Origin of the sequence: Streptomyces sp. NBC_00576, from assembly GCF_036345175.1 — a bacterium.
Classification (GTDB): Bacteria; Actinomycetota; Actinomycetes; order Streptomycetales; family Streptomycetaceae; genus Streptomyces.
In genome coordinates this window covers 5066994-5093424 of record NZ_CP107780.1, presented here as the reverse complement: position 1 = coordinate 5093424, position 26431 = coordinate 5066994, and the positions used below count along the sequence as shown (strand labels likewise).

Below are 26431 nucleotides of genomic sequence, written 5' to 3'. Positions count from 1 at the left end.
GGGCGGGGACGGGTCGGGCACGCTGTTGGGTGTCTGAGGGTACGGCCGGTAACGGCTGCCTTCAGTGCCGACCCCGGTAAAGATCTGCTTCGGCGGGTTGTGACGGGTGGTTGGTCGTTGTTTGAGAACTGCACAGTGGACGCGAGCATCTGTGGCCAAGTTTTTAAGGGCGCACGGTGGATGCCTTGGCACCAGGAACCGATGAAGGACGTGGGAGGCCACGATAGTCCCCGGGGAGTCGTCAACCAGGCTTTGATCCGGGGGTTTCCGAATGGGGAAACCCGGCAGTCGTCATGGGCTGTCACCCACATCTGAACACATAGGGTGTGTGGAGGGAACGCGGGGAAGTGAAACATCTCAGTACCCGCAGGAAGAGAAAACAACCGTGATTCCGGGAGTAGTGGCGAGCGAAACCGGATGAGGCCAAACCGTATACGTGTGAGACCCGGCAGGGGTTGCGTGTGCGGGGTTGTGGGATCTCTCTTTCACGGTCTGCCGGCCGTGAGACGAGTCAGAAACCGTTGATGTAGGCGAAGGACATGCGAAAGGTCCGGCGTAGAGGGTAAGACCCCCGTAGTCGAAACATTAACGGCTCGTTTGAGAGACACCCAAGTAGCACGGGGCCCGAGAAATCCCGTGTGAATCTGGCGGGACCACCCGTTAAGCCTAAATATTCCCTGGTGACCGATAGCGGATAGTACCGTGAGGGAATGGTGAAAAGTACCGCGGGAGCGGAGTGAAATAGTACCTGAAACCGTGTGCCTACAAGCCGTGGGAGCGTCGCTGTATGTGCTTGCACATACAGTCGTGACTGCGTGCCTTTTGAAGAATGAGCCTGCGAGTTTGCGGTGTGTTGCGAGGTTAACCCGTGTGGGGAAGCCGTAGCGAAAGCGAGTCCGAATAGGGCGTTTTAGTAGCGCGCTCAAGACCCGAAGCGGAGTGATCTAGCCATGGGCAGGTTGAAGCGGAGGTAAGACTTCGTGGAGGACCGAACCCACCAGGGTTGAAAACCTGGGGGATGACCTGTGGTTAGGGGTGAAAGGCCAATCAAACTCCGTGATAGCTGGTTCTCCCCGAAATGCATTTAGGTGCAGCGTCGTGTGTTTCTTGCCGGAGGTAGAGCACTGGATAGGCGATGGGCCCTACCGGGTTACTGACCTTAGCCAAACTCCGAATGCCGGTAAGTGAGAGCACGGCAGTGAGACTGTGGGGGATAAGCTCCATGGTCGAGAGGGAAACAGCCCAGAGCATCGACTAAGGCCCCTAAGCGTACGCTAAGTGGGAAAGGATGTGGAGTCGCACAGACAACCAGGAGGTTGGCTTAGAAGCAGCCACCCTTGAAAGAGTGCGTAATAGCTCACTGGTCTAGTGATTCCGCGCCGACAATGTAGCGGGGCTCAAGCGTACCGCCGAAGTCGTGTCATTCATACACATATCCCCAACGGGAGTATGGATGGGTAGGGGAGCGTCGTGTGCCGGGTGAAGCTGCAGCGGAAGCTAGTGGTGGACGGTTCACGAGTGAGAATGCAGGCATGAGTAGCGATACACACGTGGGAAACGTGTGCGCCGATTGACTAAGGGTTCCTGGGTCAAGCTGATCTGCCCAGGGTAAGTCGGGACCTAAGGCGAGGCCGACAGGCGTAGTCGATGGATAACCGGTTGATATTCCGGTACCCGCTGTGAAGCGTCAAACATTGAACCAGGCGATGCTAAGTCCGTGAAGCCGCCCCGGAGCCTTCGGGCAAGGGGGAGTGGTGGAGCCGGCGGACCAGACCTGCAGTAGGTGAGTGATGGGGTGACGCAGGAAGGTAGTCCATCCCGGGCGGTGGTTGTCCCGGGGTAAGGGTGTAGGACGGTGTGTAGGCAAATCCGCACATCATGAGTCTGAGACCTGATGCCGAGCCGATTGTGGTGAAGTGGATGATCCTATGCTGTCGAGAAAAGCCTCTAGCGAGTTTCATGGCGGCCCGTACCCTAAACCGACTCAGGTGGTCAGGTAGAGAATACCGAGGCGTTCGGGTGAACTATGGTTAAGGAACTCGGCAAAATGCCCCCGTAACTTCGGGAGAAGGGGGGCCATCACCGGTGATTGAATTTACTTCATGAGCTGGGGGTGGCCGCAGAGACCAGCGAGAAGCGACTGTTTACTAAAAACACAGGTCCGTGCGAAGCCGTAAGGCGATGTATACGGACTGACGCCTGCCCGGTGCTGGAACGTTAAGGGGACCGGTTAGTCACTCTTCGGGGTGGCGAAGCTGAGAACTTAAGCGCCAGTAAACGGCGGTGGTAACTATAACCATCCTAAGGTAGCGAAATTCCTTGTCGGGTAAGTTCCGACCTGCACGAATGGCGTAACGACTTCTCGACTGTCTCAACCATAGGCCCGGTGAAATTGCACTACGAGTAAAGATGCTCGTTTCGCGCAGCAGGACGGAAAGACCCCGGGACCTTTACTATAGTTTGATATTGGTGTTCGGTTCGGCTTGTGTAGGATAGCTGGGAGACTTTGAAGCGGGCACGCCAGTGTTTGTGGAGTCGTCGTTGAAATACCAGTCTGGTCGTGCTGGATGTCTAACCTGGGTCCGTGATCCGGATCAGGGACAGTGTCTGATGGGTAGTTTAACTGGGGCGGTTGCCTCCTAAAGAGTAACGGAGGCGCCCAAAGGTTCCCTCAGCCTGGTTGGCAATCAGGTGTTGAGTGTAAGTGCACAAGGGAGCTTGACTGTGAGACCGACGGGTCGAGCAGGGACGAAAGTCGGGACTAGTGATCCGGCGGTGGCTTGTGGAAGCGCCGTCGCTCAACGGATAAAAGGTACCCCGGGGATAACAGGCTGATCTTCCCCAAGAGTCCATATCGACGGGATGGTTTGGCACCTCGATGTCGGCTCGTCGCATCCTGGGGCTGGAGTCGGTCCCAAGGGTTGGGCTGTTCGCCCATTAAAGCGGTACGCGAGCTGGGTTTAGAACGTCGTGAGACAGTTCGGTCCCTATCCGCTGCGCGCGCAGGAACATTGAGAAGGGCTGTCCCTAGTACGAGAGGACCGGGACGGACGAACCTCTGGTGTGCCAGTTGTCCTGCCAAGGGCATGGCTGGTTGGCTACGTTCGGGAGGGATAACCGCTGAAAGCATCTAAGCGGGAAGCCTGCTTCGAGATGAGTGTTCCCACCCACTAGATGGGGTAAGGCTCCCAGTAGACGACTGGGTTGATAGGCCAGATCTGGAAGCCCGGCAACGGGTGGAGGTGACTGGTACTAATAGGCCGAGGGCTTGTCCTCAGTTGCTCGCGTCCACTGTGTTGGTTCTGAAACCACGAACAACCCCACACCCAAGGTCACGGGTGTGGTGCGGTTGATGTGTTTCACCGTGTTTCGGTGGTCATAGCGTGAGGGAAACGCCCGGTTACATTCCGAACCCGGAAGCTAAGCCTCACAGCGCCGATGGTACTGCAGGGGGGACCCTGTGGGAGAGTAGGACACCGCCGAACAAATATTGCGAAAAGCCCCGTACCGGGTACACCGGAACGGGGCTTTTCTGCGTTCCAGGGCTATTTCAGGAGGGTGCCCTGGGGAGGTAGAAAAAAATATGCCGCTCGCGGTCCAGGCCGGCACTACCGTGATCTGTATGAGTAGCTTTGTGGTCCGCTCCGTGCGTGCGGACGAATGGCGTGCTGCCAAGGGGCTCCGGTTGGCCGCGCTTCGGGATCCGGCAGCGCCGATCGCCTTCTTGGAGACATACGAGGAAGCCGAGGCCAGGCCGGACTCCTTCTGGCAGGAGCGGGTGGCCGCGGCAGCAGAGGGGATGCGAGAGCGGCAACAGATCATTGCCGAAGGCCCGGACGGGGAGTGGGTCGGGAATGTGGTCGTACTGATCGAGGAAGCTGGTACGACCGACTGGGCGGGGTTTCCGGTCGAGAGGAAACAAGGTCACCTCGTCGGGGTGTACATGCGGCCCGAGCATCGAGGGTGCGGGCTGACGGAGGTGCTCTTCGACGAGGCCTTGGAGTGGGCGTGGGCGGCCGGCGTGGAGCGGGTGCGGCTTCTGGTGCACGAGAACAACGGGCGGGCGGGGGCTTTCTACCGGAGGGTGGGGTTCCTGGCGAGTGGATGGACCGTGCCCGCGCCCGAGAGTGTCGAGGGGCGGGAGCTGGAGTTCGTCATCGACAGGCCGTGATCCAGGCGTGCGGATCCGAGGACTGCGGGAGGGCCGCAGACGTACAACGGACTGTCCTTCTACGGCGTACTCCCCGTGGCACGGGAATCAAGAGTGACGACGTGGAAGAACCGCTCGGACCGTTCCAGGACATCTGGGATGCCTGGCAGGAAGCGGACGACGAGATCGCCCGGGCTCGGGCCGAGCACAGAATGAAAGGTCAGGCGTCGCAGATCCTGGGCAAGTACGCGGACCAGTACGGGATTTGAGCCCCTCGGGTTTTCTAGCGAGCCGGGATTTCGTCGTTGGGCCATCTTGCTCTGAGTTGTTCTCTTGACCGGAGCAGGGCCAGGGTTGGCATACCCCGGTCCGCTCCGGTGGCGATCAGCTCGGGGAGCTGGGGAAGCGGAGCGACCGCCGCGACGTCGTCCAGGACGAGTGTCAGTGGTGGGTCGAGGCGACCGGAGGATGACCGTTCGGCCATGCGCCGGCCGCGCTCGACCACGCTTGCGGCCAGTGCCGTCAGGAGGGGCATCGCGCCCGGGTTCGTCCTGGGGTCCTCGATCGGTTCACCGACCACATAAAGCGTGCCCCCTTCGGCGATGAAGGAATCCAGCACGAGGGCATCACTTCGATTCGCCGTGCACGCCTCGCGGATGTTCACCATCGAGAGCGCGGCGAGGGCACGGCTCGTCAACTCCTGTGCCATGTCCCGGCGTTCGGGATGCGCGGTGAGGGCGGCTTCGAGTTCACCGGCGGCGCCGGAGGCTGCCTTGGGGTTGGTCCGGAGGATGCGTACGGCTTCCTGGACGTTGGTGCCCTGGGACCAACGGTGTACGTGGCGGATCGTGCGGGCGTCTATTGCGGCGGCGTGGAGGTAGCTGCGGAGGAGGGTCTCGGCGGTTTCCGTGGTTGTCCGGTCGATCTTGGCGGTGGGGCGGACCGGGGTGAGGAGGGCGGCTGCTCTTGCGGCTGCGGTGGGTCTGTCTTCGCAGCCTGTGGTGGGGGGCCAGTGGAGGCGGGCCGGGGTGTCGCAGAGGTGGGTGGGGTCGTAGAGGAGGGTGGGGCCGAGTCTGGCTCGGGCGTCCTTTGTCTCCTGCCAGAGGGTGGGGTTGGAGGTGATGATGAGGGCGGGGCCCTCGGCGTCCTGGATGGCTTGGGTTGCGGTGAGGGCGCGGGTGTCTGCGGGGCCGTAGAAGACTTTTTCCCATCCACCCACCCGTTTGGCGTCTGTTGCCATGGGCGCCGTCGAAATCATCTCCGAGGGTTCCGGTGGAAGAGCCGTCGGGGGAGGTGGTGAAAGAACCTTCGGGGGCTCCGGTGACGGTGCTTCCTCGGGGGGCTGCGGCTGTCTCTTCGCCTCGGTCGGCGGTTCCGTTCGTTGTACCGGTACCTCGTGGTGAGTTGGTGCAGGAGCTGCCCTTCTCGCCGCTCTTACCGCCTTCCACCGTGCCAGGGTGCCCACCACGAAGATCGTCAGGACGAACAGGATCATCAGCTGGCCGATGAACAGGCCCCAGAACAGCCCCCATCCCGAGAGCTGACCCGCGGATGTCGCCGGCCAGGCGCCCGGAACATCGCGTGGCTCCGTGATGAGGTGGCGCAGCGCCTCCGGAGTACGGGTGAACGTGATCCCCTGTGGCCAGGCGCCGTGGGAGAGCAGGCCCGCGAGGCCTGTTGCCGACCAGACCAGTACCGTCAGGCCGAGCAGGAACCCGATCAGGCCGACCAGCAAGCCGTCGGAGACGCCGCCGCCCCGTTGCTGTTCGTCCGCTCTCATGGTCGTCACGCCACCGTTGACTCGGAGGAGTCGTCGAGGTCGCTGAGGTGCTGTTCGACGAAGGACGCCGCGCGTTCTTCGGCCTCCAGTTCCGCGGCTCTCAGGGCGTCGTCGGTCAGCTGGAGGTCGCGGTCGCGGGACGACTCCGTCATCGCCCGGTCGGTGAAGACGAGGGCGCGTTCTGTCTCGGTGACCAGGTGTTTGACGACCTGGACGTTGCCGTTGACGTCCCAGACGGCGATGCCCGGTGTCAGGGTCGGGATGATTTCCACCGCCCAGCGGGGTAGGCCGATCACTCTGCCTGTCGCCCTCGCCTCGTCGGCTTTCTGGGCGTAGATCGTTCGTGTTGACGCCATTTTGAGGATCGCGGCCGCTTCTTTCGCCGCCGCTCCGTCCACCACGTCGGAGAGATGGTGGACCACCGCCACGAAGGACAGGCCCAGGCGGCGGCCGAACTTCAGCAGGCGCTGGAAGAGTTGGGCCACGAACGGGCTGCTGATGATGTGCCAGGCCTCCTCGACCAGGAAGATGCGCTTCTTCCGGTCGGGGCGGATCCAGGTGTGCTCCAGCCAGACGCCGATGATCGCCATCAGGATCGGCATGGCGATGGAGTTGCGGTCGATGTGACTCAGGTCGAAGACGATCAGCGGGGCGTCCAGGTCGATGCCGACCGTCGTCGGGCCGTCGAACATGCCTCGGAGGTCGCCGTCGACCAGGCGGTCCAGGACCAGGGCGACGTCGAGGCCCCAGGCCCGTACGTCGTCTATGGCGACGTTCATCGCTTCCGCCGACTCCGGTTCAGGGTGGCGGAGTTGCTCGACGATGTCCGTCAGTACCGGCTGGCGTTCGAGGATCGTTTCGTTGACGTAGGCGTGCGCGACCTTCAGGGCGAAGCCGGAGCGTTCGTCCAGGCCGTGGCCCATCGCCACTTCGATGATCGTGCGGAGCAGGGCCAGTTGGCCTGTGGTGGTGATGGCGGGGTCTAGGGGGTTGAGGCGGATGCCCATGTCCAGGGCGGCCATCGGGTCCAGGCGGATGGGGGTTATCCCCAACTCCTCCGCGATGAGGTTCCATTCGCCGACGCCGTCCTCGCCCTGCGCGTCGAGGACGACCACCTGGCGGTCCCGGAAGCGGAGTTGGCGTAGGACGTAGGTCTTCTCCAGGGCTGATTTGCCGTTGCCCGATTCGCCGAGCACCAGCCAGTGCGGGGCGGGGAGTTGTTGGCCGTACAGCTGGAAGGGGTCGTAGATGTAGCCCTTTCCGGAGTACACCTCGCGGCCGATGATGACGCCGGAGTCGCCGAGGCCGGGGGCGGCCGTGGGGAGGTAGACGGCCTGGGCCTGGCCCGTGGAGGTGCGGACGGGCAGGCGGGTCGACTCGATCTTGCCGAAGAGGAAGGACGTGAAGGTGTCGGTGAGGGCGGTCAGCGGGTCCCGCATCAGCGCATCAGCCCTACCTTCGGATTCCGGTGGCGAACGGGAGTGTGTTGACGAACGCTCGGTGGTGCTCTCTGTCGCACCACTCCAGCTTCAGGTACGACTTGCCCGCCGACGCCCTTATCGTGCGCTTGTCGCGCGCCAGGGCCTCCGGTGAGCGGGAGGAGACGGTGATGTAGCCGACCAGGTTCACGCCGGCCGCGCCGCTCGCGAGGTCCTCACCGCGCTGGTCGATGCGGTTGTGCGAGGCCACGTCGCGGGGGTCGACCGTGCGGTTCATCTTGGCGGCCCGGCTCGCCTCCGCGTCGTCGTTCGTCTTCTCCGTCAACATGCGCTCGATGGCTACCTCGGTGGGTTCGAGGTCCATCGTGACGGCCACCGTGCGGATGACGTCCGGGGTGTGGACGAGGAGCGGGGCGAGGAAGTTGACGCCCACCGGGGTCATCGGCCACTCCTTCACCCATGCGGTGGAGTGGCACCAGGGGGCGCGCGTCGACGACTCGCGGGTCTTCGCCTGGAGGTACGTCGGCTCCATGGCGTCCAGTTCGGCCGGCCAGGCGTTGCGCTTCGTCATCGCCTGGAGGTGGTCGATCGGGTGGTCAGGGTCGTACATGGAGTGGATGAGGGAGGCCAGCCTGCCCTGGCCGAGGGGCTGGCGGACGCGGATGTCCGCCTCCTGGAGCCGGGAGCAGATGTCCGTCAGTTCGCGGGCCATGACCACCGCGAGGCCTGCGTCCCGGTCGACCTTCCGGCCGCCCTGGGGGCGGGCCGCGCGGGCCATCGTGTGTGCCTCGGCGGCCAGTTCACGGTTGAAGTGCATACAGGCGACGAGGTACGCGCGGTGCTGCTCACTGCTTGTCGACACCATGGACTGGAGCTGGTCGTACGAGTGCTGCAGCCACGGCGGGGACTTCTCGTCGCCGCGTACGGCCACGTCCTTGGCGTGGGCGTCCGGGTCGGCGGGGAGGGTGCGGGCGAGCATCTGGAGGCGGGTGACAAAGCCGTCGCCGTTCGCCACGTGCTTGAGCAGCGTGCCGAAGCGGTCGACCAGGGCCTCCTGGTCCTCGCTGTCGCGCAGGCCGACGCCCGGGCCTTCGATCTCGATCGCCGCCGTCACCGTACGGCGGTCCGCGTGCAGGAGTACGGCGATCTCGTCGGGGCCGAACGGGGCAGCGAGCCAGTTGATGCGGCCGATGCCCGGGGGCGGGCCGATCTCGACCTCGCGGCCGTCGATCTGGGTGCCGGCCTCCATGACGGAGCTGCGGTAGGCGGTGCCCTGGCGGAGCGAGCGCTTGTAACTGCGGTTGATCTCGAACCACTTGTAGAACGTGCGGCGCTTGTACGGGACGTACACCACCGCGAGTGCCAGCATCGGGAAGCCGGTCAGCAGCACGATGCGCAGGGCCAGAACGGGCACGACCAGGCCGCACACCATGCCGAGGAAGGCGCCCACGATGATGAGCGCGATCTCGCCGGACTCACGGTTGCGGCCGACGATCGCGTTCGGCCGGGCGCGGCCGATGAGATATGTACGGCGGGGCGAGACCGTGTGGGACACGTGGGCGACATGGGAATCCGTCGTCAACGCCCGTCACCTCCAGGGCGGTTGGATCGGTTGCTGTTGCCGGCGTGCGGGCTGCTGCGCGGCGGGGGTGCGGCGGAGGGGACAGATCCGCCGCCGCCCGAGGGCCGTGAGCTGTGCGCGGCCACGCCGCCGGACGCGGGGTTGGCCGGGCGCGGTGCGGAGGACGACTGGCCGCCGCCTCCACCGCCCCCGTTGTTGTCCGCGCGGGTGCTGTGGGTCTTGATGCCCTGGGCGACGAGGGTCGCCGGGGAGCTGATGACGGCGGCGGCCTTGCCTTCGGCGCCCTGCATGATGCGGTTGTTGCGGGAGCCCGCGATCTCGTCGCCGAAGCCCGGTACGAAGCGGTAGATCATCGCGCTCGCGAAGATGGCGAGGAGAATGATGGAGAGGCCGGAGACTACGGCGGAGAAGGCGTCGGGCCCGTCGTTCGTGGACAGCGCGCCGGCCAGGCCGAGGACGATGGCGATCACCGGTTTGACCAGGATGACCGCGATCATGATGCCGGCCCAGCGGCGGACGTGCCCCCACAGGTTCTTGTCGACCAGCCCCGCGTACACGACCGTGCCGAGCAGCGCGCCCACGTACAGCAGAGCGGCCCGGATGACGAGCTCCAGCCAGAGGATGCCGGCCGCGAGGATCGACACCATGGACACCACGATCAGCATGATCGGGCCGCCGCCGATGTCCTCGCCCTTGGCCAGCGCACCGGAGAAGGTGCCGAAGAACGTGTCGGTCTGGTCGCCGGTCGCGCTTGCGAGGACCTCGGTGACACCGTCGGTCGCCGAGACGACGGTGTAGAGGATGAGGGGCGTGAAGGCCGAGGCCAGGACGGTCAGCCAGAGGAAGCCGATCGCCTCGGAGATGGCTGTGGTGAGGGGGACGCCCCGCATGGCCCGCTTGGCGACCGCGAGCAGCCACAGCACCAGGGTGAGGACGGTGGAGGCGGCGAACACGACCGCGTACTGCTGGAGGAACTTGGCGTTGGTGAAGTCGACGCTCGCGGTCTCCTTCACGGCCTCGCTGAGCTTGTCGACCGTCCAGGAGGCGGCGTCGGCGCAGCCCTTGGCGAGGGAGGACAGCGGGTCGAGGGTGGAGGCGGGGTTGGTGACGGATCGGGATCCGGCGCCGCTCTGCTCGCCTTCACAGATCTTCTTGGCCTCGCCGAAGAGCAGTGCGCAGTCGGAGTTGCCGGCCGTCGGGGAGGGCGTGGGTGACGGCGTCGGTGCCGCGTACGCCTGGGACGCCAGGAGTACGGCCGCCGTCTGTACGGCTGTCAGCGCGCCGGCGAGCTTGAGCACGAGGTAGGGCCTACCTGGCGTGTTACCGGGCATAGGTGAACCCTCCGTACTCGTCGATGGCCTTGCTGATCTCGTCGGAGGCGGCGGCCCGGTCGTCGCCGGGAACCGGGTTGGGGCCGTCCTTCTCCGAGTAGGAGACGATCTTCCAGTCGCCGCCCGACCAGCGCATGTCGTACGTCCAGGTCTTCCACGACGAGGTGACCGGGCTGGTGGAGGTCTCGCCGGCGATGCCGGTCAGGCCGACGTACCAGACGTCGACGGTGGCGGTGGCGTCGCCGTACGCCACGGTCTTGGTGCCGACCGGGGTCACGCGGGAGACGAACGTGCTGCCTGCGGGGGCGTTGCCGTTCGCGTCGAGCCCGAGTCTCGTGAGGAAGCTCGCCGAGTAGGCCTTGTCGAGGGGGGCCTTGAGTTTGGCGGCGGCCTCGGCGGTGAAGAGGGTGTCGAGGATCGTGTTCCGGCTGTCCTTGCGGAACATGCCGGTCGAGCCCAGCGACACCGCGTAGTTGGCCGCCGCGGACTGGACGCCCTGGCGGTTGTGTGCGAACCCGGACGGGATGCCGGCTGCCTTCTTCGTGACGGGCTGCTCGCCGGAGGCCGTGGTGGGCGCCGTTTCGGGTTGGCCGGCGCTGTCGCTGTTGCCGCCGGAGCCGCTGCCCGCCGTGGAGGAGGACGTGGACGTAGGCGAATCGTCTCCTCCGCGGTTCGCGACGGCGATCGCCGCGATCAGCAGGGCGACCACGGCGACCCCTGTCACCATGCCCCGCGAGGACTTGGGGCGCTGGGCGCCGCCGTAGGTGCCGCCGTTTCCCTGGTCGTGGTAGCGGGTCCGGGTCTGGCCGGTGCCGCCGTACCCGCCGTCGTCGGGGCGCGCGGAGTCGCCGTTGCTCTGGCTGTCACCGAGGCTCATTGCGCGCCCGTCCCCTCGAACTCGGTATCGAACTCGTGTCGAATCCACGCGTACGGGTACGCGTGACAGTACGACGGTAGCCGTGCTGGTTCCCGCGCGGGCGCGGTGTGGTGACTCGACATCAGGGAGACGCAACCTCAGTCGGTGGGCACGACGGGTGGGTGGGTGGTGGGAGGAAGAACCGGGTTCGTCCGGCGGTCCGACTGACGGTGCGCCACGCGCAGGTGGCGCCGGCTACACCGCCATGCCGTACACGATGGTGAAGAGGGTGCCGAGTGAGCCGATGATGAACACGCCTGTCAGGCCCGCGATGATGAGGCCCTTGCCCTGTTCCGCGCTGAAGGTGTCACGCAGCGCGGTGGCGCCGATGCGCTGCTTGGCCGCACCCCAGATCGCGATGCCCAGGCACATCAGGATGGCCACGGCCATCACGACCTGGACCATCGTCTTCGCTTCGGTGCCCAGGCTGCCGAAGGGGCCCCAGTCCGGAGCGATCCCGCCGATGATGGTGTTGATGTCGCCCTTTTCGGCCGCAAGCCACATGTAAGTCACCGCCCCTGTCGGGTAGTTCCGCGCGCCCCCTGCCGCAGTGCAGAGGTCAGGTCCATTCTCGCCGACAATGATGCTGCCGGATGTCGACTTGGCGTCATTGATTGGCGGGTTTCGTACGAATACCTTGCCGCCGACCCACGCGGCACCCTATGGGGTGAGCGTGGGGCGGTGTGCGAGGGGTTGAACGGATCGTATGGTCACTCTGTGTATCACGGCAGGTTACGCCGGGCAATGAGGTGTGGGCGGAACCTGTGGTGTGGTTCCGTCGTTGACCACCGATGGCCACCTGTGACCACCCGCACGGTCACGGACCGCTTCTGACGGTCCGTATCCAGGTGAAGGCTATCGCGGACCTCGGACATGGCGACGGGCCGCGGCTGGTAGCCGCGGCCCGTTCCCCAGTGCCCGCCGGTGATCCCCACGACCTCCGGTGGCGTTTGTGTGTTGAGTTGTGCTTTGACCTACGTATTGGCTGGATCTGGTGGTTCTGGGTCAGCCGGTGAGGTGGTTCAGCCGGTGAAGGCGCTCACACCCTGCGGGGTGCCCCAACCGGTCGGGCCGTCGTAGCCGGACCTGGCGGTGCAGTAGTAGCTCGTGGAGCACGTGCCGTTGTTGCCCGAGGTCACGTCGTTGAGGGCCGAGGTGCCGGCCTTCGTGTAGGGGAACGAGGCGGGGTAGGAGCTGCTCGACGGGGTGCCGGCGAGGGCGTAGACGCCCGCGATGATCGGGGAGGCGGCGCTGGTGCCGCCGTAGGTGGCCCAGCCGGACTCGCCGTAGGTGTCGTAGACCGAGACGCCGGTCGCGGGGTCTGCCACGGCGGAGACGTCGGAGATCATGCGCTTGGTGCAGCTCGTGTCGGTCTGCCAGGTCGGCTTCGCGTCATACGAGGAGCAGCCGGAGCCGGTGCCCTCGGTGCTGCTGGTCTTCCACACGCTCTCGGTCCAGCCGCGGGTGGTGGAGGCGGTGGACAGCTTGGTGCCGCCGACGGAGGTGACGTACTTGGAGGCTGCCGGGTACTCGGAGCCGTAGCCCGAGTCGCCCGCGCTGACCGTGATGGCGACGCCGGGGTGGTTGAAGTACGAGCTGTCGTAGCTGGTGTCGGAGGAGGACTCAGACCCGCCGTAGCTGTTGGAGACGTACTTGGCGCCCAGGGTGACCGCGCGGTTCACGGCGGTGCCGAGGTTGGCCATCGAGGACGAGGTGGCCTCGACCAGCAGGATGTTGCAGTTCGGGCAGATCGCGCTGGCCATGTCGAGGTCGAGGGAGATCTCGCCGGCCCAGCCGCTGTCGGCGGCGGGGAGGGAGGTCGTCGAGCCGGTCTGGCTGACCTTCTTGAAGCAGCCGTTGGCGACCGTGCAGGCGGAGAGGCCGTAGTACGAGCGGTAGGCCGCGAGGTCGGACGCGGCGTTCGGGTCGTCGTAGGCGTCGACGATCGCGATGGTCCTGCCGGCGCCGTTGGAGGAGGCGGCGGAGGTCAGTCCGTAGGCGGACTGGAGGTCGCTGGGGCCGTAACCGGTGGGGGTGGCCGAGGTGGCGTTCGGCTTGATGGTCGCGGGTGCGGTGCCCTTCCTCGCCGCCTGCGCCTCCTGGAAGGCGGTGGTGCCGCCGGTGACGCGCAGGGCGTTGCAGGACGCGTGGCCCTTCGCCGGGGTCTCGCCACACTGGCTGGTGTAGGTCACGTGGGCCTTGGCGACCTGTGCGGCGATGGTCTTGGCGGTGACCTTCGGGGTCGCGGGGGTGGCGGCGCCGGCCTGGGCCGCGGTGCCGAGTCCGGCGAGAGCGAGCGCTGCCGTGGCCACGGCGGCGGTACCTATGCGGCGCCATCTGCCGTGCGTGGACTGGCTGCTGGGGGGTGACGTACGCAACGTACAGCCTCCTGTTAGGGGGTGGTCAGGGGCGGTGCGGGTGGGGGGTACAGGGGTGGTGCTTGCCGCCGGTGCGGTGTCCCCGGCGGCGGGTTGGCGGCCCGCGACGACCATCGCTTGTTGAGTACGTGACAACAAGATGGGTTGCGGAATCCTGACTTCCGCGTGACTCAAGGGGGTTGCTGGGTTACCGATCTCTGGCGTGGTGATGGGTGGGGGGAGGGGGTGGCTTGACCTTGAGCACGGGGCGTCCACAGCCTGTGCACATTTGTGTGCGGGGACGCGCGTAGAAGCGTGTGGGGTGGTTGTGGGGTGGAGTGGTGTGGTTCGGGGTTTGGCGGGGGTTCAGCTGCGGCTTGTGGTGCGACTGTTGGCGGGGGTGGTGCGGCGGGTGCTGGGTGGTGGTCAGCCGCAGCCGTGGTGGATGCCGAGGCGTTTGCTGACGGTGGTGTCGGCCGATGTTGACGCCGGCGCCGGGGTTGGGGCGGTGTGGATGGTGTGGCGCCCGGGGGCTGCGCGAGAGTCTGTGCCGCAGGAGCACATCGCGTTCGTGGAGTGGTACGAGGAGCAGTGGCGGTACGTGGGGGGCGGTATCTCCTCCGCGAACGATCCCGCCGATGTCGATGTCGACGTGATCGAGGTTCGCGGCGGCTCGGGCGCGCTCAGCCTCACCCGGCGCCTCGACCCGCCGCGCTCCTTCGAAACGGCCCCCTGGATCGCCTGCGTCTGCGTCTACCTGGGGCCGGACGTCGACCACATCCTCGTCGGTGACCGCAGGTTCGACGCGTCTGGGCAGCGCAGGGTTGTCGCTGTCTGGAAGGGGCCGCAGATCAGGAGGGGGGTGCGGCCGGTCATCGTGGCTGTCGGGTGTGACGGTGGTGAGTTATCCCGTATTGGGCCGCTCGACAGCTTGGACAGCCGTACGTGGGCTCGGGTGTGGGGGGAGTCCGAGGGGCCTTAGCTTGTCTTTTAACCTCTGTGCGCTTGTGCCTGCGGGTGCCTCTCCATAGGCCGCGGTTTCTGATCACGCGGAAGGGGAGAGCTGTTCGCGCACCCATTCGGGATCGGGGTTGGTGTGCGGCTGGCCCGCCACGACGACGGTCGGCACGGTCTCGTTGCCGTCGTTGGCTGCTCTCACCGCTGCGGCTCCTGTCGGGTCGCGCCAGATGTTGACCCAGTGGAACTGGCGGGCGCTGCGGCCCAGCCGGATGCGCAGTCGTATGCAGTACTTGCAGCCCGGTCGCCAGAAGACGACCGGTCGGCCGTCGACCGCGCTGCGGCGTTGTGCCTCTTGCCCACCGATCGACCTCGGGAAGATCAGGGGTGAGTTCACGCCGGCGAGCGCCAGGAACGCCAGCAGGAGTGCTGCGGCTATGCCGGGGCTCCCCTTGAAGATCTGCCCAGCCGCGACGGCTGAGCCGCTGAGTACAAGCAGCATTGGCAAGGTCCAAGCGCGCATCATGGTGATGCAGGCTACCGATGAGTCGAAATGCCCCTCGAACTAGGCCGCTCACCTGGGCATTCGCCGGACAGGTGGACGGCCCCCGCATGAGCATGCGTTCCGTCAGAGAACCGCACTCATACGAAGGCCGCAGGGGTGAGTCTGTTCTTGGTCACTGGCCGGACAGCCCGCTTGGTGAAGCGCGAGGCTAGGCCAGGCAGGCCCTGCACCAGGATCACAAGATGGCCGGTGAACAGGTGCCTCGCCGACACCTCGCCATACCGTTCGATGTGGTTGAACACGGCCAGGTGGTCGGGGGCGGCGCGGGTACGCCAGTTGGAGACCTGCTCGCGGGTCAGATCCTTGAGGACCAGCTCCTGGAGGACGTCCTCGCCTCTCGGCTCCGGCGCGGGCGCAAGGGGGACCGGATGCGGGCCGGGCAGCGCGACCAGGCCAGGGCGATTCCGCAAGAACCTCAATCTGGACGAGATGGCTGTGGCCGGTGGCCGCGTGGCCACGAAAGATCAGACGGCGGATGCACCCCACTCGCCGGAATCGCATCCTTCCCGGTGATGGCCCGATCCTGATCATCCGAGAGGACACCCATGTCGCCCAGCCCGTCCCGAGGCGCGCGCCGAACTGTTTCCGGTCTCGCCACCGCTCTGCTGGCCCTGGCCGGCCCCCTGGCGGCCCCGGGCTCACCCGCGGCGGCCGCCGCGGAAACCGGGCAGGTCAGTACGGTCACCTATACGGCGGCGGAGCGGACCGCCGCCCTCTCGTACTGGACGGGGGTTGAGGAACATCGGAACGAAAACCGGCGCTAAGGATCTGTCGGCCCTGGTGGGCGGCTGACGGAGCGTCGGCGGCCGGACCCGTCTGAAGTCTTCCCGCAGATAACGCCCTATTATCTGCGGCATCGCTGATCACGACCTGCGGCGACGTTCTCGGGGCCGTGCGCGAAGCGGCCCCGTTATCTGTGGCAAGGGGAAGCGGTGCCCGCTGTCGTACGACTGCCCGCCGGGAAGGCGTTGACCGTCCGCGCGGCGGCCGACGTGTTCCTCGACTCGCTGGACAACGCGAACACGCTCCGGTCGTACGGAATCGGCGTCGGCAAGACCGCCGAACACCTCGGCGAGGCCCGCCCGCTCGCCACCGTCGCGGACGACGAGATCGGCGGCGCCCCCGAACAGCTGTGGGGCGAGGCGGCGGTCAACACGTGGAACGCCCGCCGGGCGGCGGTGCTGTCCTGGCTGGGCTGGTGTGCCGAGCGCGGGTACGACCGCCCGAAGGTGCCAGCCTGGGTGAAGCGGATGCCCCCGCCGGACTCGGAGACTCCGGCCCGCTCGAAGATGGCGGTCGACCGACTGATCGCCCGCCGCGACGTCCATCTCCGGGAGAAGACGCTGTGGCGGATGCTCTACGAAACCGTCGCGCGGTCGGAGGAGATCCTGGGCGTCAACATCGAGGAGCTGGACCTCGCCGGGCGCCGGGCTCCGGTGAAGGCCAAGGGCGCGAAGCCGCGCACCCGCCGCCGCGGCGTTACGCGCGAGGACTACGTCCTGGAGCCCGTGTACTGGGACGCCGGTACCGCCCGCCTGCTGCCCCGGCTGATCAAGGGCCGTACGCGGGGGCCGGTGTTCGTCACCCACCGCAAGCCGGGTCCCGGCAAGGTCATCGCGCCGCGTGACGTGTGCCCGGACACCGGGCTGGTCCGGCTGTCTTACGGCCAGGCCCGCGCCCTGCTGGAGGCGCACACGGCCATCGGCGGCGTACCGGGCACGGGCTGGGGCCTGCACGAATACCGGCATTCCGGGCTCACCCACCTCGGCGAGGCCGGGGCCAGCCTGCCGATGCTGATGGCCAAGTCCCGGCACAAGAAGCCGGAGAACGTACGGCGCTACTTCCACCCGTCGGCGGAAGCGATCGCCGAGGTCACCAGCCTGCTCGCACCCGGCGACGCGCGCCGCTGACCCTGCTGTCACCGGTGTGCCCTACCGCCGTCCCGGCGCCCCACGCCGCCAGGGGCATAGTCGGCCAAGGTCCTCCGGGGCCCGCGAGTAGCAGCGCAGGCCGACTCTCTCCTCCTGGTCGGCCGGATCGCGGGTGGAGGCCTCAGACGGAGAACCGGACGTCGGTGAGCTGCTCGGACACGGCCCACAGGCGCTGCTGGACGGCCGTGTCGTGGGACTTCTTGCTGGAGGCGACCACCTCGGGGTATCCGCGGGTTCCGCCCATGCCGTTGGGGCCGTAGAACTGGCCTCCGGTGACGGCGGGATCGGTGGCCGCCCTCAGGGTGGGCAGCGTTCCCATGGCGGCCGGCTGGGTCAGCAGAGGCTGGACCAGTTCGGCCCCCTTGCGCACCAGGCCGCTCATGTTCTGAGTGAGTTCGGTATCCGACGCGCCGGGATGCGCGGCGGCGGCGATGGTGGTGTGGTGCGGGGCGAGGCGGCGCTGGAGTTCGTAGGTGAACATCAGGTTGGCCAGCTTGGCCTGACCGTAGGCGGCGACCCGGTTGTAGGAGCGGTCGAACTGCAGGTCGTCGAAGTGGATGTCGGCCCGGATGCGGTGGCCGAAGCTGCTGACGGTGACCACCCGGGAGCCGGGCACGGGCAGCATCAGGTCCAGCAGCAGGCCGGTGAGCGCGAAGTGCCCGAGGTGGTTGACCCCGAACTGCATGTCGAACCCGTCCTCGGTCTTCTGCCGGGGTGTGAACATCACGCCCGCGTTGTTGATGAGCAGGTCGATCTTCGGATGCGCCGTGTGCAGCTCATCGGCGGCCGTGCGTACCGATTTGAGGGAGGCGAGGTCCAGGCGCTGGAGGCTGAGCTTGGCGCCCGGGGCACGCTCGCTGATGCGGGCGAGGGCCTCGCGGCCCTTGTCGAGGTTGCGCACGGCGAGGACGACGTGCGCGCCATGCTCGGCCAGGGCCCGCGCGGTCTGCAGCCCGAGGCCGCTGTTGGCGCCGGTGACGACGGCGACCTTGCCGTCCTGGGTAGGTATGTCCTGTTCGGTCCACCGGTCGGTCGTGCTGGCCATGATCAACCTCCATAAGGTGAATGACGCTTCATGTTGTAGAGTGAAGCATCATTCATCTTTCGTCAAATGGTCCCGGAGGGCTCCATGACCTCACCCCGACCGCTGCGTGCCGACGCGGCCCGCAACCGCGCCAGGATCATGACCGCGGCGCATGAGCAGATCACCGAGCACGGGCCCGAGGTGTCGATGGAGCAGATCGCCGCTGCTGCGGGCGTCGCGGTCGGAACCCTGTACAAGCACTTCCCGAACAAGAGCGACCTGGTCGCATCCGTGGTCGCCGCCTCGTTCGAAACACTCGCCGATGACGCCGAAGAGTGTCTGCAACGCGAGAGTCAGGGTTCACCCGCCATGGCGGAGCTGACCGGCTTCCTCAGCCGTGTGATGGACACCGTCGCCCACAACCGCGCCGTCAAAGCAGCCGCGTACGCGCTCGGCGCCGACCACGCAGCCCACCCCGCCATGCAGGAGGTGGAGACCCGCGTCACCCAGGCCCTCGGCCGGCTCATCCGCACCGCACAAGCCCAGGGCGGTCTGCGCGCCGACTTCACCGTCGACGACCTGTACCTGATGCTCTTCACCCTCCCCGCCGACCAGCCACCCACCGCCCGCGCCCGATGGCTCGCCCTCCTGCTCACCGGGCTCACCGCCCGCTGACCGACCGGGTACGCCGCCGTCGCGGCCACCGCCGGGACGCCCTCTACGACCGCCTCGCCTGCCGACAGAAGGCGTACCGGGCCCGCCGACGGGCCGCCGAGCGGGTCCGCGAAGCCGTAACGGCCCCGGCCGGTGTGACGACTCGCGGAACCAGCTCCGGGGCTCTGGCCAGCACGGACGCCTAGGTCAAGATGGTGGCGACCTCGACGCGCCGCCGTACGACGTCACTCGTCGTCAGCAGCGTCCTTGTCGCGCAGCGGGCGCATACCGCCGGGCAGCTCGGGCAGCTTGAACGAGTACCGGCCCAGCATGTTGATGTGTTGTCGCACGAACGGCGAGAGGCGGGCGACATCCTCGTCGCGGACGTCGAACCCGTCCGCCCGCAGCTGGTCCACCGCGGCGTCCATGTACCTCGTGTTGAAGAGAACGACGGCGTTGAGGACCAGGCCGAGCGCGCCGAGCTGGTCCTCCATGCCGTCCTGGTAGCGCTGGTAGAGCTGCCCCGAGCGGCCGTGGAAGATCTTCCGGGCGAGTGCGTGGCGGCCCTCCTGGAGGTTGGCCTGCGCCTTGATCTGGCGGTGGTAGCCGGGCTCGTCGGCCAGCCGCAGGATGTGCAGGGACTTGGCGATCCGCCCGTAGTGCGCGATCGCGTCCCCCAGCGGGGTCGGCCGCCCGTCCCGCGACAGCATCCGGATCACGTCGTACGCGCGTACCGCGCCGGTGTGGATGGAGCCGATGATCCGCAGGATGTCCTCCCACCAGCGCTCGATCCGGGCGAGGTCGACCCGGCCGCGGGCCGCTTCCTGGAAGGCGCCGTAGTCGGCAGTGCGGTCGATGCGCCACATCTTCTGGTCCGGCAGGTCAGCGAGCTGCGGCGCGTACGCGAACCCGGCCAGGGTGAGGAGTCCAAAGACGATGTCGCTGTACGAGGCGGTGTCGGTGACGATCGTCTCCGGGCGCTTGCCGCCGTCGCGGTCGTAGAGGACATCGAGCACGTACAGGGAGTCGCGCGGGGTGCCGGCCACCACCTTCCCGCCGAGCCCCGCCGCCTGGTCGTTGATCATGTTGAGCCAGGTGGCGCCGCCCCGGCGCCCGAAGTACTTGGGGTTCGGCCGGGCGTAGACCGAGGGGACGGGGACGACGAACCGCATGCCGTCCACGGAGGTGACCAGCCCGCCGCCCCACGCCTGCGCGAGGCCGATGGACTCCTGGTGCTCGATGAGGGTGGCGTTCGCGGCCCGGTAGGTGGCCAGCCGCAGATACGTCTGGTCGACGTGCGACAGCCTGCCGTACTTCAGCTCGTCGATCCCGCCGATGACCGGCGTGTAGCCGATGTTGCAGCCGTGCGCGACCAGCAGCGCGGCGACCGTCACGTGCAGGTCCTTGAGCCGGGCCTCGCCGCCGGTGATCGAGGTGAACGCCTGGTCGGCGCCGGTCCACGAGAACACCTCCAGCAGGACCTCCGGCAGGTCGACGCGGGGCATCATCGCCTCCACTGCCTTCCGCAGGTCGAGGAGCGAGGCGGGTTCGGGCTCCGGTTCCAGGGCGGCGAAGTGCAGGCGGCCGTCGTCGTCGAACACGATCTGGGAGTTCGCCGGCACCCGCCCGGCGACTTCCCGGTATGTGCCGTCCAGCAGCGCGGCCCGCGCCGCCAGGTGCTCACCCGTCTCGCCGGGCAGGTTCAGGGAGGCCAGCACGGTCGGGCGGACCTGCTCCCATCCCTCGCCGTCCAGCATTGCCCCGGCTGCGTCTGGTCGTCGTCGCGGTCGACGGGGGCGGGCCGAGGTTGTGCCGGGGGTGCTCTATCCGCAGGCGGTTCCCGCCGCCTGCCTCTTCGGCAGCCACCCGCCCAGGCCAGGCTTCAGCCGACGTTCGAGGATCTACGGATCAGCCGGGCGCGGCCATGCGTACTCGTCACGCTCCGCGTGACGCCACCGCCGGGCTCTCTTAGGCGAAGTGGTCGAACTCGCCTGCCCGTACGCCCAGGACGAAGGCGTGCCATTTGCGTCGGTCGGTGGTGACGACGGTTTCGGGGGCGGTGGTCGAGCGGAGGTGGACGGGGGCGTCGGGGGTATCGGGGGTTTGGTTGAGGGTGACTTCGATTTGGGGGGTGGTTGTCTTCGGTGGGGGCGTGTCGGTCTTCAGGGTGGTGAGGAGGGTGCGGAAGGCGGTGGGGGTGGTGGTGAGTACGGCTCCGGTGGGGTCGCCGGATTCTGTGAGGTGGATTGCTCGGGGGGTGGTGGGGGTGGTGGCGATGTGTATGCAGGAGTCGCCTTCGGAGCAATAAGAGGATTTCTGCCAGTGCGGGGTCATGGGCGTTCCTTCACAGTTCTCGCATCACGGTGTGGATGAATTCGCGTGTTTTATCCGGATTGAGCGCGACGGCCTCGATGCGGTCGAAGAGGGTTCGGTATTTGTGTAGTTGCGCCTCGGCGTCGAGGAACACAAGGCCGTGGGACTGGTCGAGGTGGACGGTGTCCAACTCCGGCACCGGGCCGTGCGCGTAGTAAATGGACTGACCCGACCCTGGGTAGGCCCCCGCGTCAAAGGTGATGGCGCGCAGGGTGACGTGGTCTCGGTCGCTCATTTCGAGCAGGTGTTGCAGTTGCTGTCGGGCAACCGAGGACCCGCCGACCTTCATGCGTAGGGCTGCCTCATGGACGATCGCCTCGTACGGGGTGGGGTTGTCGTCGCGGTAGAGCACCGCCTGTCGTTTGATGCGGAACGAGAGGCGGTGTTCTACGTCAGGGGGCGGAAGTTCAGTGACCGCCTGGTGGAAGATCTCGCGTGCGTAGTCGCGGGTTTGAAGCAGGCCGGGGATACGGGCAGTTGTCGCGCCGCGCAACGACTGGGCGTGGTGCTCCAGTTCGGCCAGATCGAGGAGCGAGCTGGGGACCAGATCGCGGCACTCCTCCCACCAGCCCCGTTTGCGGTCGCGCGTCATGCGGGTGAGTGCTTCGACGAGAACCTCGTCGGGGCACTCGTAGTGGAGGGCGAGCATGCGCACACGGTCGGGGCTCACGCCCATGCGGCCGGCTTCCATGTTGCTGACCTGGTTCTGCTTGATGCCGAGGAGTTGCGCCGCCTCGGTCGACGAGAGTCCCGCGCGCTCGCGCATCTTGCGCAACTCGCTGCCCAGTCGGGCCTGGCGGCCGGTGGGGGCGCTCTTCATGGGCACTGTCGTTCTCCCTCAACACCACTTCGTCACCCACACGGGTGGTTAAGTCAGAGCTGACCGCATTTTTGACTAACACCTTATTGGTTCGCGCTACCTTGATTCTCAGGCGCCTCGCCCAGAAGCACACCGCTCGACGGAGCGACGAAGTCACTGGGCAACCGTCCAACTCCCCTCAGTGATCGGAGACTTCCGATGGCCACCGTATCCCCGGCCTGGCACTACACCCTTCAACTCCCGCGCGATCCACGCTCGCCGGGTATCGGCCGCGCCACCGTGCGGACCGTTCTGGCCGCCCGCGGGCTCGCCGGAGCCATTCCCGCCGCCGAACTGGTCGCGTCCGAGTTGCTCACCAACGCCCACCAGCACACCAAGGGGCCGTACACCCTCCGCATCGTTCAAATCGGCGAGCCGGACCGGTTCCGGGTCGCCGTCTGGGACACCGATCCGAGGGTGCCGGTCGGGTTTCGGGTCGACGGCGCCTCCGTCGACGCACCTCCGGCGGACGGTGAATGTGGCCGGGGGCTTCATCTCGTACGGGCCTGTGCGGACTCGTTGGGTGTTTCCGTGCTGCGGGAGCTGGGGGCCTCGAAGGGCGGGAAGCTGCTGTGGGCCGAGTGTCAGTGGGGTGGCCTAGGGTGACGACAGGTGAGCGGATTGTGATTGAGGGGGCGGTGTGACGCAGGTCGAGCAACGGCGCAAGGGGGCCCCGTGCACTCGTACGGGCTCTGAAGCCGAGGCGGCGGACGGAGCCGCACAGTACGGTGGATTCGACGCTGAGCGGGATGTCGGACCTCCCACCGACCCCGTTCGCGCAGCCGCAGAGGTGGAGGGACGGAGGCAGCGAGCCATGTCCGTGTCGCCCGGTGCCTCGATGTATCCGCGACCTCGGCCGGGGAATCTGCGCGAGATCGCCGAGAAGATCGAGGACGCGACGGGTCTGCGGGTGCAGATCCTGGGAGGAAAGCTCGTGATGTCCCCTACTCCGCGTGGGAAACACGCGGGTGTGGTCAAGCAGGTGCGCCGGCAGCTTGAGGCGGTTGTTCTGCCTGACGGGCTGGACGTGTACGAGGTGTCCTCGATCGCTCTGCCCGAGGATCCGGACGACTACGCGACACCAGATCTGATCGTGCTGCCCCTCGAATGGGAAGAGGACGACGACTGGCTGGCCGACGCCGCGGATGCCGCGCTCGCCGTCGAGGTCATCTCCCAGTCCGAGAAGTCCCGGGACATCAGAGACAAGGCCGACTGGTACGCGGTCGTTCGTGTGCCTGTTCTCTTTGTCATCGATCCCAGGAAGGGCACCTGGGCCCTGCACACCCACCCGGACAACGGCGCCTACCGTGACGTGCTGCCGGGCAAGTTCGGGGAGTCCGTGCTGCTGCCCGCGCCGTTCGGCATCGAGATCGTGACGGACGGTTTTCCCGTGTACGGCGTGGCTCCGAGATCGTCCCGCACGTCCGGGGGGTGACCCTCTTTCAGGTTTTGCGGGTTCACGGAAGATTCTCAGCAACGAGCCGTGGTCGTTCTTGATTTCGGGCGGCACAGTGGCCCCTGATGAAGCGCCTCACTCGTTCCCCTGGCAAGCGGCGGCACGTGCTTTTTCCCGTGGTCGCGCTGCTTGCCGTCACCTCGGTCTCCGGTGCCGGTCCCGGCAGCACCGCCTCAGGGTCTCTCGGGGTCGTTGCTGCGGCCCGTGCGGTGCCGCCGCGTAGTGCGCGGGTGGGGGCGTTGTTCGGCGGTGACTTGGAGGGCGGGCACTTCTGTACGGCTTCCGTCGTGCGCAGTGGCGGGCGGGATCTGATACTCACCGCCGCGCACTGTCTGAGTGGAGACGGGGACACCGACGTCGTCTTCGCGCCCGGGTATCGGGACGGTCGGGCGCCGTACGGGCTGTGGCGGGTTACCAAGACCTTCGTGCCGGGGGCCTGGGGCGATCGGTCCGACGAGGACAGTGACTTCGCCTTTGCCGTCGTCGCCTCGAAGGGCGGGCGCGATCTGGAGGATGCCGTGGGGGCGAATGTCTTCGTTTCCGGGCGGGCTACCGGGGCCGGCAGTGTCGTCGTCACCGGGTATCCCAACGTGCTGGACATACCCCTCACCTGTACCAACCGGGCCACCGTGCAAAGCCGTACGCAACAGCGCATCGAGTGTCCCGGCTTCACGGACGGTACGAGTGGGAGTCCCTGGGTGGATGCGGAGGGGGACGTGGTGGGGGTGCTCGGGGGGTTCGAGCAGGGGGGCTCGACTGATGACGTGTCCTACAGCGCTGTGCTCGGGGGTGCGGCTGCCGCTCTGTATCGGGAGGCCACCGGGGGCACCGGTTTTCCCGACTCCTCTTGACGGGCGGCGCGTTTCGTCATGATCACCCCGGGGTGTGGGTAGCGCCTCTACACTGACGTGGGCGTACTCCCTGGCGGTGAGGGGCGGTTGACGGTGCGTAAGGCATGGATCGTGGCGAGTGTTGCCGTCGGGGGCACCCTCAGCTTCGTGATGCTGCTCGTCGTGGGCGTCTACCTTGTGGCCGGGAACGTTGCCGGTGGGGTGGCCAGCGGGAGCGTCGCGCTTGCCAAGGGGGCCGTGCCGGCCGCGTATTCGGCGCTCGTGCAGAAGTGGGGCAATCTGTGCCCCGCCATCAATCCCGCCCTGCTTGCCGCACAGCTGTACCAGGAGAGCGGATTCAATCCGAATGCGAAGAGTCCGGCGAAGGCGGAAGGGATAGCGCAATTCATCCCCGGAACCTGGGCCTCGCACGGAATCGACGGCGACGGTGACGGCGACCGCGATGTATGGGACCCGAATGACGCGATTCCATCGGCCGCGTCGTACGACTGCGAGCTCGCCTCGTACGTGAAGGACGCGCCCGGAGACCCGACGCACAACATGCTCGCCGCTTACAACGCGGGGGCGTACGCCGTCATCAAATACGGGGGCGTACCGCCGTATTCGGAGACCCAGAACTATGTGAAGACCATCACCACGCTGCAGACGAGCTTTGCCGCTCCTGTGGGTCGTGTCGACCCCTCCGAGCAGGCGGCAGGGGCGATCAACTACGCCCAGGAGAAGCTCGGCACGCCCTACCTCTGGGGCGGCACCGGTACCGCTGAGCAGCAAGGACGCTTCGACTGCTCCGGGCTCACGCAGGCCGCGTACGAGAGTGTGGGCATCCAGCTGCCGCGCGTTGCCAACGATCAGTACAACGCCGGTGCGCATCCCTCGCGGGACGAGCTGTTGCCGGGCGACCTTGTCTTCTTCTCCGACGATCTCACCAACTCGCGGGCTATCCGGCATGTCGGGATTTATGTGGGCGGCGGTTACATGATTGACGCGCCGCGGACTGGTGCGGTCATTCGGTTCGATCCGATCGACACCCCTGATTACTTCGGGGCGACCCGGGTCACCGAAGATGGCGCGAAAGCGCTGCCCACCGCGGTGTGAGCGCAGCGTGAAACCATCCCCTGAGCTGCGAGTATGCGTCTCTCTTCGATAACGTCTGCGTGATCATTCGGTGGAGAGTGGAACGTATAAACGGAGACCGTGCGTTCCTGTTCCAGTAGAGGATTCGATGGCGCTTGGATCGGGCGTCGCGTTTGTCGTGTTTGTCGCGTGTGCTGGTGTGGCACGTGTCAAGCATTGGCAGCGGTGGGTCCCTGCGTCACGGGTGAGCAGGAGCAGCGCACGGAAACAGTGCGCTCTGGAAATGACGACGAAGGGCCGCAGCACCATGGCTGGACTCGCCGAAACCGGGTCGAATCCCGACGTCGACCTGCTCTACGACATCAATGGCCTGGCCAAGGACGCGCCCCGGTGGTTCGACCGGGTGGTCGAAGTCGTCGGCGAGTACGGGCTGTTGGCGGCCATGGTGCTTGTCGTGGTCTGGTGCTGGTGGAGTGTGCGGCGGCGGGGTGACGGTGATGCGGCCGTGTCCGTGGCCGCCTTGGTCTGGGCGCCGCTTGCCGCGGCCATCGCTGTGTTGGTGAACATCCCCATACGGGGTTTCGTCGAGCGGCCTCGGCCGTTTCTCGATCATCAGGGGCTTGAGGTACTTGTCTCCGGGAAGACCGACTACTCGTTCGTGAGCGACCACGCGACGATCACCATGGCGATGGGGGTCGGGCTGTTCGTGGCGAACCGGAAGTTCGGGCTCGTGGGGATAGGGCTCGCGCTGGTGGAGGGGTTCTGCCGGGTGTACATGGGGGTGCACTACCCGACTGATGTGGTGGGTGGGTTCGCGCTCGGGACGGCGGTTGCCCTGCTGTTGTCGCCGCTGGCGATGGCGCTTCTCACTCCGGTGACCCGGGCTGTTGAGAGGTCGGGTTGGGGTGGGGTGCTCATTCGGGCTCGGGGGGCGGCGGGCTCGGGTGGTGCGGGGTCCGGTGCCGGGGCGGGGCGGGGGGCTGGGGTTGCTGGGGGTCGGGCGGAGACCGAGGAGCGGGATCTGGCGGCGTGATGGGCGGGCGGGTTTCTCGCCCCCGCCGCCCCTACCCGTCCCATCCTGAACCTGGGGGCTGCGCCCCCAGGCCCCCCTCCGGCCCTGAACGGGCCTTGT

Annotated in this window: 22 protein-coding genes, 2 rRNA genes and 1 pseudogene; 12 read left to right on the top strand and 13 right to left on the bottom strand. The window is 66.8% G+C overall.

Going from position 1 to position 26431, the window contains the following annotated elements:
• Positions 1 to 153: 153 nt before the first annotated feature.
• From OG734_RS21855 to OG734_RS21840, 4 genes are all read left to right on the top strand, one after another.
• A 23S ribosomal RNA gene (locus OG734_RS21855) occupies positions 154 to 3276 on the top strand.
• Between the two features lie 92 nt (positions 3277 to 3368).
• Positions 3369 to 3485, top strand: a 5S ribosomal RNA gene (gene rrf / locus OG734_RS21850).
• A gap of 137 nt (positions 3486 to 3622) precedes the next feature.
• On the top strand, positions 3623 to 4171 hold the full coding sequence (locus OG734_RS21845) for a GNAT family N-acetyltransferase (RefSeq protein WP_330289211.1): 549 nt from the start codon (positions 3623 to 3625) through the stop codon (positions 4169 to 4171).
• A gap of 101 nt (positions 4172 to 4272) precedes the next feature.
• Positions 4273 to 4419 carry a hypothetical protein gene (locus OG734_RS21840; protein WP_330289210.1) on the top strand — a complete coding sequence of 49 codons (147 nt, stop codon included), beginning with the start codon at positions 4273 to 4275 and terminating at the stop codon, positions 4417 to 4419.
• Between the two features lie 14 nt (positions 4420 to 4433).
• On the opposite strand, the gene OG734_RS21835 is transcribed toward OG734_RS21840, so the two are convergent.
• From OG734_RS21835 to OG734_RS21805, 7 genes are all read right to left on the bottom strand, one after another.
• Positions 4434 to 5930, bottom strand: coding sequence for a type IV secretory system conjugative DNA transfer family protein (locus OG734_RS21835; RefSeq protein ID WP_330293743.1), 1497 nt, complete (start codon positions 5928 to 5930; stop codon positions 4434 to 4436).
• Positions 5931 to 5935: 5 nt separating this feature from the next.
• Positions 5936 to 7369 carry an ATP-binding protein gene (locus OG734_RS21830; protein WP_330289209.1) on the bottom strand — a complete coding sequence of 478 codons (1434 nt, stop codon included), beginning with the start codon at positions 7367 to 7369 and terminating at the stop codon, positions 5936 to 5938.
• A 13-nt stretch (positions 7370 to 7382) separates the two neighbouring features.
• Complete coding sequence (locus OG734_RS21825; protein WP_443065095.1) at positions 7383 to 8924, bottom strand: SCO6880 family protein; 1542 nt, start codon at positions 8922 to 8924, stop codon at positions 7383 to 7385.
• Positions 8925 to 8947: 23 nt separating this feature from the next.
• Positions 8948 to 10282: a hypothetical protein gene (locus tag OG734_RS21820; RefSeq protein WP_330289207.1), complete on the bottom strand. Its 1335-nt coding sequence runs from the start codon at positions 10280 to 10282 to the stop codon at positions 8948 to 8950.
• Positions 10272 to 11159: a hypothetical protein gene (locus tag OG734_RS21815; protein WP_330289206.1), complete on the bottom strand. Its 888-nt coding sequence runs from the start codon at positions 11157 to 11159 to the stop codon at positions 10272 to 10274. Before OG734_RS21815 ends, OG734_RS21820 begins: the two co-directional genes overlap by 11 nt.
• A 234-nt stretch (positions 11160 to 11393) precedes the next feature.
• Positions 11394 to 11702, bottom strand: a complete 309-nt coding sequence (locus tag OG734_RS21810) for a hypothetical protein (protein WP_053742551.1) — start codon at positions 11700 to 11702, stop codon at positions 11394 to 11396.
• A gap of 518 nt (positions 11703 to 12220) precedes the next feature.
• Positions 12221 to 13576: a S53 family peptidase gene (locus tag OG734_RS21805; RefSeq protein WP_330289205.1), complete on the bottom strand. Its 1356-nt coding sequence runs from the start codon at positions 13574 to 13576 to the stop codon at positions 12221 to 12223.
• A gap of 358 nt (positions 13577 to 13934) precedes the next feature.
• Between OG734_RS21805 and OG734_RS21800 the strand changes: the two genes are divergently transcribed.
• Complete coding sequence (locus tag OG734_RS21800; protein ID WP_330289204.1) at positions 13935 to 14537, top strand: hypothetical protein; 603 nt, start codon at positions 13935 to 13937, stop codon at positions 14535 to 14537.
• Positions 14538 to 14600: 63 nt separating this feature from the next.
• Here OG734_RS21800 and OG734_RS21795 read toward each other — a convergent pair whose 3' ends face one another.
• A complete protein-coding gene (locus OG734_RS21795) occupies positions 14601 to 15038 on the bottom strand; it encodes a glutaredoxin domain-containing protein (protein WP_330289203.1) in 438 nt (145 codons plus the stop codon).
• 116 nt (positions 15039 to 15154) lie between these two features.
• Positions 15155 to 15487: a hypothetical protein gene (locus tag OG734_RS21790; RefSeq protein WP_330289202.1), complete on the bottom strand. Its 333-nt coding sequence runs from the start codon at positions 15485 to 15487 to the stop codon at positions 15155 to 15157.
• Between the two features lie 522 nt (positions 15488 to 16009).
• Between OG734_RS21790 and OG734_RS21785 the strand changes: the two genes are divergently transcribed.
• Positions 16010 to 16987 carry a tyrosine-type recombinase/integrase gene (locus OG734_RS21785; RefSeq protein ID WP_330289201.1) on the top strand — a complete coding sequence of 326 codons (978 nt, stop codon included), beginning with the start codon at positions 16010 to 16012 and terminating at the stop codon, positions 16985 to 16987.
• Between the two features lie 142 nt (positions 16988 to 17129).
• Here OG734_RS21785 and OG734_RS21780 read toward each other — a convergent pair whose 3' ends face one another.
• Entirely contained in the window at positions 17130 to 18053 is a 924-nt protein-coding gene (locus OG734_RS21780) for an SDR family NAD(P)-dependent oxidoreductase (protein WP_330289200.1), read from the bottom strand.
• A gap of 84 nt (positions 18054 to 18137) precedes the next feature.
• On the opposite strand from OG734_RS21780, the gene OG734_RS21775 reads away from it, so the two are divergent.
• A complete protein-coding gene (locus OG734_RS21775) occupies positions 18138 to 18707 on the top strand; it encodes a TetR/AcrR family transcriptional regulator (RefSeq protein ID WP_327691411.1) in 570 nt (189 codons plus the stop codon).
• Between the two features lie 224 nt (positions 18708 to 18931).
• Here the strand turns inward: OG734_RS21775 and OG734_RS21770 are convergent.
• The 3 genes and pseudogenes from OG734_RS21770 to OG734_RS21760 all read right to left on the bottom strand — a co-directional run.
• A pseudogene (locus OG734_RS21770) lies at positions 18932 to 20440 on the bottom strand (Tn3 family transposase); the annotation flags it as partial.
• 214 nt (positions 20441 to 20654) lie between these two features.
• Positions 20655 to 21020, bottom strand: coding sequence for a DUF397 domain-containing protein (locus OG734_RS21765; RefSeq protein ID WP_330289198.1), 366 nt, complete (start codon positions 21018 to 21020; stop codon positions 20655 to 20657).
• 10 nt (positions 21021 to 21030) lie between these two features.
• Positions 21031 to 21879, bottom strand: coding sequence for a helix-turn-helix domain-containing protein (locus OG734_RS21760; protein WP_330289197.1), 849 nt, complete (start codon positions 21877 to 21879; stop codon positions 21031 to 21033).
• Between the two features lie 198 nt (positions 21880 to 22077).
• Here OG734_RS21760 and OG734_RS21755 point away from each other — a divergent pair, with 198 nt between their 5' ends.
• The 5 genes from OG734_RS21755 to OG734_RS21735 all read left to right on the top strand — a co-directional run bounded on the left by OG734_RS21755 (position 22078) and on the right by OG734_RS21735 (position 26332).
• The gene (locus tag OG734_RS21755; protein WP_330289196.1) at positions 22078 to 22524 is read left to right on the top strand and encodes an ATP-binding protein; all 447 of its coding nucleotides are present in this window, start codon (positions 22078 to 22080) and stop codon (positions 22522 to 22524) included.
• A gap of 208 nt (positions 22525 to 22732) precedes the next feature.
• Positions 22733 to 23353 (top strand): Uma2 family endonuclease, encoded by a 621-nt coding sequence (locus OG734_RS21750; RefSeq protein ID WP_330289195.1) that lies wholly within the window; start codon positions 22733 to 22735, stop codon positions 23351 to 23353.
• A gap of 86 nt (positions 23354 to 23439) precedes the next feature.
• A complete protein-coding gene (locus OG734_RS21745; RefSeq protein ID WP_330289194.1) occupies positions 23440 to 24225 on the top strand; it encodes a serine protease in 786 nt (261 codons plus the stop codon).
• Between the two features lie 87 nt (positions 24226 to 24312).
• Positions 24313 to 25320 carry a C40 family peptidase gene (locus tag OG734_RS21740; RefSeq protein WP_330289193.1) on the top strand — a complete coding sequence of 336 codons (1008 nt, stop codon included), beginning with the start codon at positions 24313 to 24315 and terminating at the stop codon, positions 25318 to 25320.
• Positions 25321 to 25606: 286 nt separating this feature from the next.
• A complete protein-coding gene (locus tag OG734_RS21735) occupies positions 25607 to 26332 on the top strand; it encodes a phosphatase PAP2 family protein (protein WP_330293742.1) in 726 nt (241 codons plus the stop codon).
• The last annotated feature ends 99 nt before the right edge of the window (positions 26333 to 26431 follow it).

What these genes read in the sequence shown, in the direction of transcription:
- OG734_RS21845 (WP_330289211.1), top strand. Translation starts at nt 3,623, where the DNA reads ATGAGTAGCTTTGTGGTCCGCTCCGTGCGTGCGGACGAATGGCGTGCT.
- OG734_RS21835 (WP_330293743.1), bottom strand. Translation starts at nt 5,930, where the DNA reads ATGAGAGCGGACGAACAGCAACGGGGCGGCGGCGTCTCCGACGGCTTG.
- OG734_RS21830 (WP_330289209.1), bottom strand. Translation starts at nt 7,369, where the DNA reads ATGCGGGACCCGCTGACCGCCCTCACCGACACCTTCACGTCCTTCCTC.
- OG734_RS21820 (WP_330289207.1), bottom strand. Translation starts at nt 10,282, where the DNA reads ATGCCCGGTAACACGCCAGGTAGGCCCTACCTCGTGCTCAAGCTCGCC.
- OG734_RS21815 (WP_330289206.1), bottom strand. Translation starts at nt 11,159, where the DNA reads ATGAGCCTCGGTGACAGCCAGAGCAACGGCGACTCCGCGCGCCCCGAC.
- OG734_RS21810 (WP_053742551.1), bottom strand. Translation starts at nt 11,702, where the DNA reads ATGTGGCTTGCGGCCGAAAAGGGCGACATCAACACCATCATCGGCGGG.
- OG734_RS21795 (WP_330289203.1), bottom strand. Translation starts at nt 15,038, where the DNA reads ATGATGCGCGCTTGGACCTTGCCAATGCTGCTTGTACTCAGCGGCTCA.
- OG734_RS21780 (WP_330289200.1), bottom strand. Translation starts at nt 18,053, where the DNA reads ATGGCCAGCACGACCGACCGGTGGACCGAACAGGACATACCTACCCAG.
- OG734_RS21775 (WP_327691411.1), top strand. Translation starts at nt 18,138, where the DNA reads ATGACCTCACCCCGACCGCTGCGTGCCGACGCGGCCCGCAACCGCGCC.
- OG734_RS21765 (WP_330289198.1), bottom strand. Translation starts at nt 21,020, where the DNA reads ATGACCCCGCACTGGCAGAAATCCTCTTATTGCTCCGAAGGCGACTCC.
- OG734_RS21760 (WP_330289197.1), bottom strand. Translation starts at nt 21,879, where the DNA reads ATGAAGAGCGCCCCCACCGGCCGCCAGGCCCGACTGGGCAGCGAGTTG.
- OG734_RS21755 (WP_330289196.1), top strand. Translation starts at nt 22,078, where the DNA reads ATGGCCACCGTATCCCCGGCCTGGCACTACACCCTTCAACTCCCGCGC.
- OG734_RS21750 (WP_330289195.1), top strand. Translation starts at nt 22,733, where the DNA reads ATGTCCGTGTCGCCCGGTGCCTCGATGTATCCGCGACCTCGGCCGGGG.
- OG734_RS21745 (WP_330289194.1), top strand. Translation starts at nt 23,440, where the DNA reads ATGAAGCGCCTCACTCGTTCCCCTGGCAAGCGGCGGCACGTGCTTTTT.
- OG734_RS21735 (WP_330293742.1), top strand. Translation starts at nt 25,607, where the DNA reads ATGGCTGGACTCGCCGAAACCGGGTCGAATCCCGACGTCGACCTGCTC.